At 42.2% G+C, this 11,592-nt stretch carries 11 protein-coding genes; 7 read left to right on the top strand and 4 right to left on the bottom strand.

Translation table 11 applies throughout. From position 1 onward, the window contains the following. Positions 1–75: 75 nt before the first annotated feature. Positions 76–1,332, bottom strand: coding sequence for a tyrosine--tRNA ligase (gene tyrS / locus F9B91_RS08105; protein WP_150922928.1), 1,257 nt, complete (start codon positions 1,330–1,332; stop codon positions 76–78). 141 nt (positions 1,333–1,473) lie between these two features. On the opposite strand from tyrS, the gene pbp1b reads away from it, so the two are divergent. From pbp1b to F9B91_RS08070, 7 genes are all read left to right on the top strand, one after another. Next, positions 1,474–3,957, top strand: a complete 2,484-nt coding sequence (pbp1b, locus tag F9B91_RS08100; protein WP_150922927.1) for a penicillin-binding protein PBP1B — start codon at positions 1,474–1,476, stop codon at positions 3,955–3,957. 82 nt (positions 3,958–4,039) lie between these two features. Then, the gene (locus tag F9B91_RS08095; RefSeq protein WP_150922926.1) at positions 4,040–4,951 is read left to right on the top strand and encodes a DMT family transporter; all 912 of its coding nucleotides are present in this window, start codon (positions 4,040–4,042) and stop codon (positions 4,949–4,951) included. A 228-nt stretch (positions 4,952–5,179) separates the two neighbouring features. Next, on the top strand, positions 5,180–5,878 hold the full coding sequence (dapD, locus tag F9B91_RS08090) for a 2,3,4,5-tetrahydropyridine-2,6-dicarboxylate N-acetyltransferase (protein WP_049515894.1): 699 nt from the start codon (positions 5,180–5,182) through the stop codon (positions 5,876–5,878). Positions 5,879–5,945: 67 nt separating this feature from the next. Then, positions 5,946–7,076 (top strand): N-acetyldiaminopimelate deacetylase, encoded by a 1,131-nt coding sequence (locus F9B91_RS08085; protein WP_150922925.1) that lies wholly within the window; start codon positions 5,946–5,948, stop codon positions 7,074–7,076. Positions 7,077–7,087: 11 nt separating this feature from the next. Further along, positions 7,088–7,627 carry a 5-formyltetrahydrofolate cyclo-ligase gene (locus tag F9B91_RS08080; RefSeq protein ID WP_150922924.1) on the top strand — a complete coding sequence of 180 codons (540 nt, stop codon included), beginning with the start codon at positions 7,088–7,090 and terminating at the stop codon, positions 7,625–7,627. Continuing rightward, a complete protein-coding gene (locus tag F9B91_RS08075) occupies positions 7,611–8,291 on the top strand; it encodes a rhomboid family intramembrane serine protease (protein ID WP_150922923.1) in 681 nt (226 codons plus the stop codon). Before F9B91_RS08080 ends, F9B91_RS08075 begins: the two co-directional genes overlap by 17 nt. A 184-nt stretch (positions 8,292–8,475) precedes the next feature. Beyond that, entirely contained in the window at positions 8,476–9,003 is a 528-nt protein-coding gene (locus F9B91_RS08070) for an AAA family ATPase (protein ID WP_000426562.1), read from the top strand. Positions 9,004–9,139: 136 nt separating this feature from the next. On the opposite strand, the gene galU is transcribed toward F9B91_RS08070, so the two are convergent. The 3 genes from galU to F9B91_RS08055 all read right to left on the bottom strand — a co-directional run bounded on the left by galU (position 9,140) and on the right by F9B91_RS08055 (position 11,491). Further along, positions 9,140–10,039, bottom strand: a complete 900-nt coding sequence (gene galU, locus F9B91_RS08065) for a UTP--glucose-1-phosphate uridylyltransferase GalU (RefSeq protein ID WP_150922922.1) — start codon at positions 10,037–10,039, stop codon at positions 9,140–9,142. A 21-nt stretch (positions 10,040–10,060) separates the two neighbouring features. After that, entirely contained in the window at positions 10,061–11,077 is a 1,017-nt protein-coding gene (locus F9B91_RS08060) for an NAD(P)H-dependent glycerol-3-phosphate dehydrogenase (RefSeq protein ID WP_150922921.1), read from the bottom strand. Positions 11,078–11,245: 168 nt separating this feature from the next. After that, positions 11,246–11,491, bottom strand: a complete 246-nt coding sequence (locus F9B91_RS08055) for a MarR family transcriptional regulator (RefSeq protein WP_150922920.1) — start codon at positions 11,489–11,491, stop codon at positions 11,246–11,248. Between the last annotated feature and the right edge of the window lie 101 nt (positions 11,492–11,592).

Here is an 11,592-nt window from a genome sequence, read left to right as displayed (position 1 = left end):
GAGAGTTATTAACAGCAAAAAGGAGTTACCTTTCTCGAGGTTAACTCCTTTTTTTATAGGTAAATGTTGAACAGTTTAGTAAGTCAATACAAAATATTTTTTCTTCCCACGGCGGATAACGGTCAGTTCGTTCTCTAACTTATCTGCGTCACTCAAGACATAGTCAAGGTCTTGGATGCGGTCGCCGTTTACGTAGATAGCTCCGTTTTGGACGTCTTCACGGGCTTGGCGTTTTGAGTTAACTACACCAGATGAGACGAGCAGTTCAACGATATTGTGGTTTTCATCTGCTTGAACTTGGTAGTTTGGCACTCCACGAAGTCCTTGTTTGAGTTCTTTAACAGAAAGGTTTTTGATGTTTCCTGCAAAGAGTTGCTCAGTGATGTTGAGGGCTTCTTTGTAAGCTTCTTCGCCGTGAACGAGTGTAACGACTTCACGAGCCAAGACTTTTTGAGCTAAGCGTTCGTGTGGAGCTGCTTCAAATTGTTTACGGATTTCTTCAATCTCATCAAGTGACAAGAAAGTAAAGATCTTCAAGAAGCGAACAGCGTCTGCGTCCATAACGTTCATCCAAAATTGGTACATTTCGTATGGAGAAGTCTTTTCAGGATTAAGCCAGACGGCGTTTCCTTCTGATTTACCAAATTTCTTACCAGTTGCATCTGTAATCAATGGAACAGTGATAACGTGGCCAGTCTTATCAGCCTTACGACGAAGTAATTCGGTACCAGCTGTCATATTTCCCCACTGGTCAGAACCACCGATTTGAAGCGTTACGTTGTGGTCTTGGTTAAGGACGAAGAAGTCGTAACCTTGCATGATTTGGTAAGCAAACTCAGTGTATGAAATTCCTGTTTCAATCCGTTTTTTCACAGACTCCTTGCTCATCATGTAGTTGACAGTAAAGTATTTTCCGATATCACGGAGGAAGTCAATGAAGCTGATGCTGCCAAACCAGTCGTAGTTGTTGACCATGACAGCCTTGTTTTCACCATTTTCAAAGTCAAGAAAACGAGAAAGTTGTCCTTGGATAGACTTGACCCAGCCATCTACTGTGTCTTTTGTTTGGAGACTACGTTCAGCATCTTTGAAGGACGGATCTCCGATGAGACCTGTAGCACCGCCAACGAGCGCATAAGGTTTGTGACCTGCTAGCTGCAAGCGACGACTTGTCAAGATTGCGACAAGGTGGCCTAGGTGAAGGCTGTCAGCAGTTGGATCGTAGCCAGTATAATAAGAAACTTGACCTTCTTCTAGGGCTTTACGCAAAGCTTCTTCATCAGTCGTTTGAAAAATCAAACCACGCTCTTTTAGCTCATCAAAAATGTGCATGTGTCTTTTCTCCTTTTTAAAAATATTGTTTCTACCTATTGTATCACAAACTTGGGCAATAGCCTAGTAGAATAGGGAAGAAAGTGGCTATTTTATTGAAAGTTTACCTTTTATGGTATAATAGATAGAGTGAGGAAATCCATGCAAAATCAATTAAATGAATTAAAACAAAAAATGCTGGAATTTTTCCAGCTAGTAAAATCAAAAATAAATCATAAAAAATCAGAGAAAGTCTCAGAAGAGAAGCAGTCGGATGGGACAGGTGGGAAAGTTCTGGCTATCCTAGGTAGCATTTTAGTTGTTATCAAAGGAATTTTGAATACTCTCTTTATTCTAGGCTTTATCGGTGGGCTTTTTGGTGCTGGTGTAGCTCTTGGTTATGGAGTTGCTTTGTTTGACAAGGCCAAGGTTCCCCAATCGGAGGACTTGGTCAAGCAGGTTAAAAATATTTCTTCCATCTCAGAAATTGTTTATGCAGATGGGAGTGTCATTGCTTCTATCGAGAGCGACCTACTGCGAACTTCTGTTTCATCTGAGGAGATATCAGACAATCTCAAAAAGGCTATCGTTGCTACTGAGGACGAACATTTTCTTGAACATAACGGGGTTGTGCCAAAAGCTGTGATTCGGGCGACTTTGGGAACCTTTGCAGGTTTGGGTTCATCTAGCGGGGGCTCGACCTTGACCCAACAGTTAATCAAGCAACAAGTGGTCGGAGATGCTCCGACTTTGGCTCGTAAGGCTACAGAAATTGTCGATGCCCTTGCCTTGGAACGCAGTATGAGCAAGGATGAAATCTTGACCACTTATCTCAATGTCGCTCCCTTTGGTCGAAATCATAAAGGACAGAATATTGCAGGTGCTCAGCAAGCTGCTGAAGGGATTTTCGGTATCGATGCCAACAAGTTGAGTATTCCTCAAGCCGCTTTCTTAGCAGGTTTGCCACAGAGTCCGATTACTTATTCCCCTTATGAAAATACTGGAGAGTTAAAGAGTGATGAAGACTTAAAACTTGGTTTGAAGCGGGGCAAGGATGTTCTCTACAACATGTACCGTACGGGTGCTCTGACTCAGGAAGAATACGACCAGTACAAGGATTATAATCTCAAACAAGATTTTTTGCCATCAGGAACTATCAATGCTGTTTCGAGGGATTACCTTTACTTTACGGCTATGGCTGAAGCGACAGACCGTATGTATGATTATTTAGTTCAACAGGACAATGTCTCTAGTCAGGAGTTGAAAAAGGAAGCAGTTCAAAAGGCCTATCATGAGCGAGCTGAGCAGGAACTAAGTAACGGTGGCTATAAAATCACGACAACAATCAATAAAAAAATCCATACTGCCATGCAAAATGCAGTTGCTAACTACGGTCGTTTGGTAGATGATTCGACTGGCCAGCCTGAAGTAGGGAATGTTTTGATGGACAATAAAACGGGGGCTGTTCTAGGCTTTGTTGGTGGTCGTAATTACCAAATAAACCAAAACAATCACGCCTTTGACACTAAGCGCTCGCCAGCCTCTACAACCAAGCCTTTATTGGCCTACGGTATTGCCATTGACCAAGGCTTGATGGGTAGCGCTAGTATCTTGTCCAATTATCCGACAAAATTCTCTAATGGCAATCCTATCATGTATGTAAATAGTCCAGGTACAGGCATGATGACTTTGGGTGAAGCCTTGAACTATTCGTGGAATATCCCAGCCTATTGGACCTATCGAATGCTGCGTGAGAAGGGTGTGGATGTCAAGGGTTACATGGAGAAAATGGGTTACGAGATTCCGGAGTACGGTATCGAAAGTCTGCCTATGGGTGGTGGGATTGAAGTCACAGTTGCCCAGCATACTAATGGTTATCAAACAATTGCTAATAACGGTGTTTACCATCAGAAACATGTGATTTCTAAGATTGAATCATCTGACGGTAGAGCAATTTATGAATTCCAAGACAAACCAGTTCAAGTGTACTCGAAGGCAACGGCAACAATTATGCAGAGTTTGCTTCGTGAGGTGATTTCATCTCGGATCACTTCAAGTTTCCAAACGGATTTGGCTTCTATCAATTCAAGCTTAGCTCGTGCAGACTGGATTGGTAAGACTGGTACAACCAATGAAGATGAAAACATGTGGCTCATGCTGTCAACACCAAGATTGACTCTAGGTGGTTGGCTAGGGCATGATGACAACCGCCCAATGGCTAAGGGGGCTGGGCATTATCGAAATGCCAAATATATGGCTTACTTGGTCAATGCTATCCAACAGGCTGAGCCTGGTGTTTGGGGCAATGAACGCTTTAGTCTTGATTCTAGTGTGACCCAATCTCAGGTCCTCAGGTCTACGGGGCAAAAGCCGGGCAAAGTATCTGTTAATGGAAAAACAGTGGATCTTTCAGGTTCTACTGTAACGAGCTATTGGGCTAATAAAGCGGGAGCTCCTACAACAAGCTATCACTTTGCTATTGGAGGAAACGAATCAGATTATCAAAACGCTTGGTCAAGTATCGTTAGCACACTGCCAACTCCTTCCAGCTCAAGTACTAGTTCGAATAACAGTTCAAGTAGTAGTTCTAGCAACAGTAGCAATTCAAGCGATACTAAACCTTCTTCTTCAAGGGCGAGACGATAAGTTCTTTAAACTTTTCTAAATGAAGTGGCTAATCAATGGATTGCCACTTTTTTCTTTTTTCCTTTCGTGTTACAATAAAGGTATGAATCAGTATCAGAAAAAGATTGTTAAAGGAACCATTTATTCGCTCCTATCCGGCTTAATCTGGGGAATTTGTGGGATTCTAGGAGAGTATTTCTTTACTCATTATCAAGTATCCTCTGGCTGGATTACCTCTATGCGTTTGACACTAGCAGGGAGTCTTGTGCTCATTTGGTCTGCGATGCAATTAAAATCGCAAGTGCTAGATATTTGGCGAGATAAGAAAAATTACCTGCCCTTTTTGGCCTATGCTATTTTGGGGATTTTTTCAGTCCAGTATTTTTTCTACCTCTGCGTAGAATATTCAAATGCAGCGACAGCAACTATTTTACAGTTTATTAGCCCTGTCTTTATCCTCTTTTACAATCGCTTAATTTATCAAAAACGAGCGTCAAAAAGTGCTATTTTCTATGTTTTGATTGCCATGCTGGGCGTTTGCCTGATGGCGACAAAGGGAGATCTCTCTCAATTATCCATGACGCCGCTAGCTCTTATAACAGGTCTGCTGAGTGCCATGGGGGTTATGTTTAATGTTATCCTACCTCAGCCTTTTGCTAAGCGTTATGGTTTTGTTCCCACCGTTGGGTGGGGGATGATTTTGGCCGGTTTATTTAGCAATGTCCTCTCGCCGGTTTATCAGCTTTCCTTTACTCTTGATATTTGGAGTATCTTGATTTGTCTCATTATCGCTTTCTTTGGGACGGCTTTTGCCTTTTTTATTTCCATGAAGGCTGTTTCCTTGGTTTCTCCTTTGGTGGTTTCCGTTATCAGTGCCAGTGAACCTCTCTCTTCTGCCCTTTTGAGTGTTTTATTTTTAGGCTTGGTAGTGGATTGGTCCCTTCTTCTAGCTATGGCCCTGATTATTTTACCCATGATTTTCCTATCGATAGAAGAAGCTAAAGAAAGTGAATAAAAAGTCTTTTCTTAATTCTAAAAGTATGCTATACTAGAATAGTCAATAAAACACGGGGAGATAGTTGTGAAGAGTGTTTTTAGGTTGTATCGGTAGGGGCTTGCTTTTACCGACAGCACGTTTTATCTCACATCCCTAAAAATCATACCTAAAAACAAACAAAAAGGCTTCAAATTTGAGGCCTTTTTTGGTAGAATAGGTATCATTAAAATGAACTAGGAGGCGCCTATGACTGCTACAAAAATGAACGCACAAGAAATTATTCAATTTATCGCAAATGCTGAAAAGAAAACCAGTGTGAAAGTAACCTTTGAGGGACAACTCGCAACTGCTGTACCTGGATCTGTTGTTAAACTAGGGAATGTCCTATTTGGAGACTGGAAGGACGTGGCTCCGCTTCTCGATGGTTTGGTAGAAAATCAAGACTATGTTGTTGAGCAAGATGCTCGCAATTCAGCAGTTCCCTTGCTAGACAAACGTGCTATCAATGCTCGTATCGAGCCAGGTGCTATTATCCGTGATCAGGTTGAAATTGGTGACAATGCTGTTATCATGATGGGAGCTGTTATCAATATCGGTGCTGAAATCGGTGCAGGAACCATGATTGACATGGGGGCTATCCTTGGTGGCCGTGCTATCGTTGGGAAAAACAGTCACGTTGGTGCAGGTGCCGTTCTTGCAGGTGTGATTGAGCCAGCTAGCGCAGAACCAGTCCGTGTTGGAGACAATGTTCTCATCGGTGCCAACGCAGTGGTTATCGAAGGGGTCCAAATCGGTAGTGGTTCAGTTGTCGCAGCAGGAGCTATTGTTACCCAGGATGTCCCAGAAAACGTGGTGGTAGCAGGTGTTCCAGCTCGTATCATCAAAGAGATTGATGCCCAAACCCAACAAAAAACAGCGCTAGAGGATGCGCTTCGTACCTTATAATTGTAAAAGTAATAAAGAGGCGGAACCCTTCTTCCAGCCTCTTTCTGCTATATCGGAGGATAGATAGATGTTAGATTTGATTCAGACAAGACGAGATTTGCACCAGATTCCAGAGATTGGCTTGGAGGAGTTCAAGACTCAGGCTTATTTGCTGGATATGATTGAGAAATTGACTGCGGGCAAGGATTTTGTTCAAGTTCGTACTTGGCGGACAGGGATTTTGGTTTATTTGCAGGGAAGTCAGCCAGAGCGTACCATTGGTTGGAGAACAGATATCGACGGTCTGCCTATCGTTGAACAAACAGGCCTTCCTTTCGCCTCTCAGCACCAAGATCGTATGCACGCTTGTGGACATGATTTTCATATGACCATTGCCTTGGGTTGTCTTGAGCGTGCACTGGAGGAGCAACCAAAGAACAATCTGCTCTTTCTATTTCAGCCTGCTGAAGAAAATGAAGCTGGTGGCATGCTCATGTATGAGGACGGCGCTTTTGGAGACTGGTTGCCAGACCAATTTTATGGTCTCCATGTCCGGCCAGATTTGAAAGTCGGCCAGATCGCGACCAATACCCATACTCTCTTTGCAGGGACCTGCGAGGTGAAGATTCGTTTCAAAGGAAAAGGAGGACATGCAGCCTTTCCACATGAAGCCAATGACGCTTTGGTAGCGGCTAGTTACTTTGTGACCCAGGTGCAGTCAGTTGTCAGCCGCAATGTCAACCCAATCGAGGGAGCAGTGGTGACCTTTGGTCTTTTCCAAGCCGGAACAACCAACAATGTCATCACAGACACAGCTTTTTTACATGGAACTATTCGGGCATTGACACAGGACATGAGTCTCTTGGTGCAAAGGCGGGTCAAAACAGTTGCAGAAGGAGTTGCAGCTGCCTTTGATATGGAAGTCGAAGTAGAACTCAAGCAAGGAGGCTACCTACCTGTTGAGAATAATCCAGCCTTGGCGCGTGAACTGATGGACTTTTTTGAAGAGAAAGACGAAATCGAGTTGATTGATATCGAACCTGCTATGACTGGTGAGGACTTTGGTTACCTCCTGTCGAAGGTAGATGGTGTTATGTTCTGGCTAGGTATTGATAGTCCCTACGCTCTTCACCACCCACAGATGAGTCCCAAGGAAGAAGCCTTAGCCGTTGGGGTGGAAGCAGTATCTAGTTTTCTGAAAAAGAAGGCAGCAGAGTAGAGGTGCTGGCTATGAAAGCAGAACTACGCAAGAAAATTTTGCAAGAAATGGAGACTTTATCTCAGGAACAAAAACAGGCTATGGATCGAGATTTAACTGAGCGTTTCTTACAACACCCTTTTTACCAAGAAACCAAGACCATCGCAACTTATCTCTCTTTTCCTCATGAATTTCAAACACAGAAACTGATTGAGCAGGCGCTGAAGGACGGCAAGAAGGTTTTGATACCCAAAACTTATCCCAAGGGGGGCATGGACTTTGTGGTCTATGATTCGCAACAGTTGGTAAAAACTTCTTTTGGATTACTGGAGCCACAGGGAAATTTGGAAGTGGTGGATGCCTCTCAGATTGATTTGATTCATGTTCCTGGTCTGGCTTTTACGACGAAAGGATATCGGATTGGATACGGTGGAGGCTATTATGACCGCTATCTGGAACATTTTTCTGGTCATACTTTGAGTACGATCTATCCTTGTCAAATTCAGGACTTTATCCCTGAAAACCATGATATTCCTGTTCAGGAGGTACTGATTGATGAAGGAAATCTTTGATAGACGTTACCCTGTGACGAGTTTCTTTCTCTTAGTGACGGCCTTGGTATTTCTACTAATGTTGGTGACTACAGGTGGAAATTTTGACAGGGCGGATACCTTATTTCGATTTGGAGCCATGTATGGGCCGGCTATTCGCCTCTTTCCTGAGCAGATTTGGCGTCTCTTTTCTGCCATTTTTGTTCATATTGGGTGGGAACATTTCATTGTCAATATGCTTTCGCTCTATTATCTTGGTAGGCAAGTAGAGGAAATTTTCGGATCCAAGAAGTTTTTCTTTCTCTATCTTTTATCAGGAATGATGGGCAATCTCTTTGTTTTTGTATTTAGTCCCAAATCCTTAGCAGCAGGAGCCTCTACCTCTCTTTATGGGCTATTTGCTGCGATTATCATTCTTCGCTATGCAACGCGTAATCCTTATATCCAACAGTTAGGGCAATCTTATCTGACACTTTTTGTGGTTAACATTATTGGAAGTGTTCTGATTCCAGGAATCAGCCTAGCAGGCCATATCGGAGGAGCAGTTGGTGGAGCATTTCTAGCAATTATCTTTCCAGTTCGAGGAGAAAGACGGATGTATAGTACCAGCCAGAGGTTAGGAGCGGTAGTCTTGTTCGTAGGACTCGCAGTCTTGCTTCTCTACAAGGGAATGAGCTATGTGTAGGGAATGAATAGTTAAATGCGCATGGATTCAGTTGCCAATAAGTCATCTACAAAGATGACTTTTTTGTTGCAAAATTGGAAGGAGCTAGTTTCTTGTATCTTATGATTTGATGAATTTGTCTGATCTTTAATAGACTAAAAAATGCTATAATAGTCAATAATAAAAGAATGGACGAGGTAGTCGAATGGAAAATTGTGTTTACATCATTTCAGGCCCTCCTGGTGTTGGGAAAAGCACAGTCAGTAAGGAGTTGGCCTATTCTTTTAAGAAAAGTGCAGTAATTGAAGGCGACATGATTTATTTAATGATTAAAGGAGGACTCGTGGCTCCTTGGGAAGATGATGGTTATTACATGGATTTATTTTGGGATAATATCATCAGTCTGATCAATAATTTCATCGACCGAGGCATTACCGTTGTGATAGAATATGTCATTTTTGAAGAGCAACTAAAGAAAATTGCAACCTTCTTAAAAGAAAAACAAATCAGTTTAAAATACTGTGTCCTGCTGGCTGAAGAAGAAACCTTGAAAAAACGAGATTCCTTAAGGAAAGAAATTGAGAGAACAGGCGATTTATCAATCCAGTCAAGAAATGAGTTCCTAGCTAAAAATATCAAAAAAAATCACTTGCTGTTTACAGATCAGTTAGATGCTAGAGAAACGGCTCGGATCATCAAAACGTCAATCAGATTTGTGTTTGAAATTCTGTAGTCAGTGACAAATTACCAAGATTGCGATGGGAGATTGACAGAGATACCTCAGCAATTTTAAATCGCATGCAATTTTAAAGTAAAAGCATCTCTAGAGAACAAATTTTAGAGATGCTTTTTTACATATGCAAGATGGATTATTCTCCCTCAGCCAATTCTTTTCCCAGTTGGATGAGGTAATCTTTCAAGTCATCTTTGACTTGTGGGTGTTTGAGGGCATAGTCAATAGATGTTTTCACAAAGCCAAACTTATCGCCAACGTCGTAACGAGCTCCTGTAAATTCACGGGCGAAAACACGTTGTGTTTTATTAAGCGTATCAATAGCGTCGGTAAGCTGGATTTCATTTCCAGCACCGGGAGCTTGATTTTCGAGGATATCAAAAATTTCTGGTGTGAGCAGGTAACGTCCGATGATTGCCAAATCACTTGGAGCATCTTCTGGAGCTGGTTTTTCAACGAAAGTTTCGACACTGTAGAGACCATTAATCCCTTCACCCTGAGGAGCTATAACTCCATATGCTGAAACTTCTTCATGAGGGACAGGCATAACAGCAATTGTTGATGCGTGAGTTGTCTCGTAATCGTTCATCAATTGTTTTGTCAAAGGGACAGCATGGTCATCTGTGATATCCATTAGGTCGTCACCAAGCATGACAACGAAGGGCTCATTTCCTACAAAAGCTTTGGCTTGTAAGACAGCATCGCCAAGACCACGAGGATGGCTTTGACGGATAAAGTGAAGGCGAATGCCAGTTGTTTCGTCTACCAATTTTAGCAAGTCGTGTTTGCCTTTTTCTTTGAGGTTGTACTCAAGCTCAAAGTTTGAGTCAAAGTGGTCTTCAATAGAACGTTTTGATTTACCAGTGACAACCAGAATATCTTCAATACCTGATTTAAGAGCTTCTTCTACGATGAATTGGATAGTTGGTTTGTCCACAATTGGCAACATTTCTTTAGCAAGTGCTTTGGTTGCTGGTAAAAATCGAGTCCCGAGTCCAGCGGCAGGGATGACTGCCTTTCTAACTTTTGATGTCATAAGAATCCTTTCTCTAGAGGGTTAAGACCACTCATTTTCTGCTTTAAATTCATTGTTCATGATGTCATAAATGGCATCTTTGATATTGGTTCCGTGGTAGATAACTTGGTAAATGGCCTGTGTAATGGGCATATAGACTCCAAGTTCTTGCGCTAGTTCGTAGGCTGCTCGAGTCGTTGAAATTCCTTCAATCACCATGCCCATACTGGCTTCGATATCAGCTAGAGATTCTCCACGACCAAGAGCATCTCCGGCTCTCCAGTTACGAGAGTGGATGGAGGTTCCCGTTACGATCAAGTCTCCTACACCAGACAAGCCACTATAGGTCAATGGACTGGCACCGAGTGCTACTCCTAGGCGGGTAATTTCTGCCAAGCCTCGAGCGATGATGGCTGCCTTAGCGTTGTCACCAAATCCCAAACCATGTAAGGCTCCAGCACCGACAGCGATAATATTTTTGAGAGCACCAGCGGTTTCGACCCCGATAACATCAGTATTGGTATAAAGTCGGAAGTAGTGATTGCTAAAGAGTTCCTGAACGTATTGTGCTGTTTGTAAGTCTTTAGAAGCAGCAGTGATTAAAGTTAGGTCACGCACAATGGTCTCTTCTGCATGACTAGGACCTGAGACAACGACGATATCACTGCGGAGATGTTCAGGAATTTCTTCTTCAAGGATGGTTGATAATCGTTTATGGCTATCGGGTTCTAATCCCTTTGATGCGTGCATGATAATAGCCTTATGGTCTAAGGTTTGAGCAACTTGTTGGGCAACAATTCGTGTCACTTTTGTTGGGACAACAAACAAAATCGCATCTACATCTTTCAAGGCCTCTGCTAAGTCAGTGTAGGCAATGATTTTTTCATCTAGAACGACATCTTTAAAGTAGTGTTTGTTAGTATGATAGGTATTAATTTCATTGATTTGTTCGGGAATATTTCCCCAAATACGTACCTCGTGTCCATTGTCATTTAAGACTTGTGAAAGGGCAGTCCCCCAAGAACCAGGCCCCAAGACGGCGACGGTTTGTTTTTTCATGTTTTCCTCCTTGATAGAGTTCTCTCTTTTATTTTATCACATTCTAGGGGATTTTGCACTTGCATTGCTGGGGGAGTGGTGGCTTTGTTACTTGAAAATATACAAAAACCGAGGCTAAGTATTAAACTCTCAGTCTCGGTTTTGATATTCCTTAAAGAATAGCTAGCTTTATTTCAATTGATCTGTAATGTCTTTTGATAGCAACATTCCCAGATGATAAGTTTTATTAATGTAAGCAATGACATCATTGATATTTTCAGTCGTTTGAATTTTCTCCTTGATGTCAACCCTAAATGTTTCATCCTTCAAAAGTTGTTCTTGGTAGAGCCTTTGAAGTCTCTCCTTTTCATACTTATTGAGCAGAAAAAGGAACACCAAGCTAATCACAACGAGGATATAAGCATATTGGCTCATAGGAAATCTCCCTGAATGATAAAGAAGTAGTAGTGAATAAATCGATTTAGTGGACCGAAAGTAGCAGAACAAGTCAGCAAAACTTGATAAGTCTCTAAACC

Source organism: Streptococcus mitis, from assembly GCF_008763935.1.
GTDB classification, from domain to species: Bacteria; Bacillota; Bacilli; order Lactobacillales; family Streptococcaceae; genus Streptococcus; species Streptococcus mitis_DB.
This window is presented reverse-complemented; position numbering and strand designations above follow the sequence as displayed.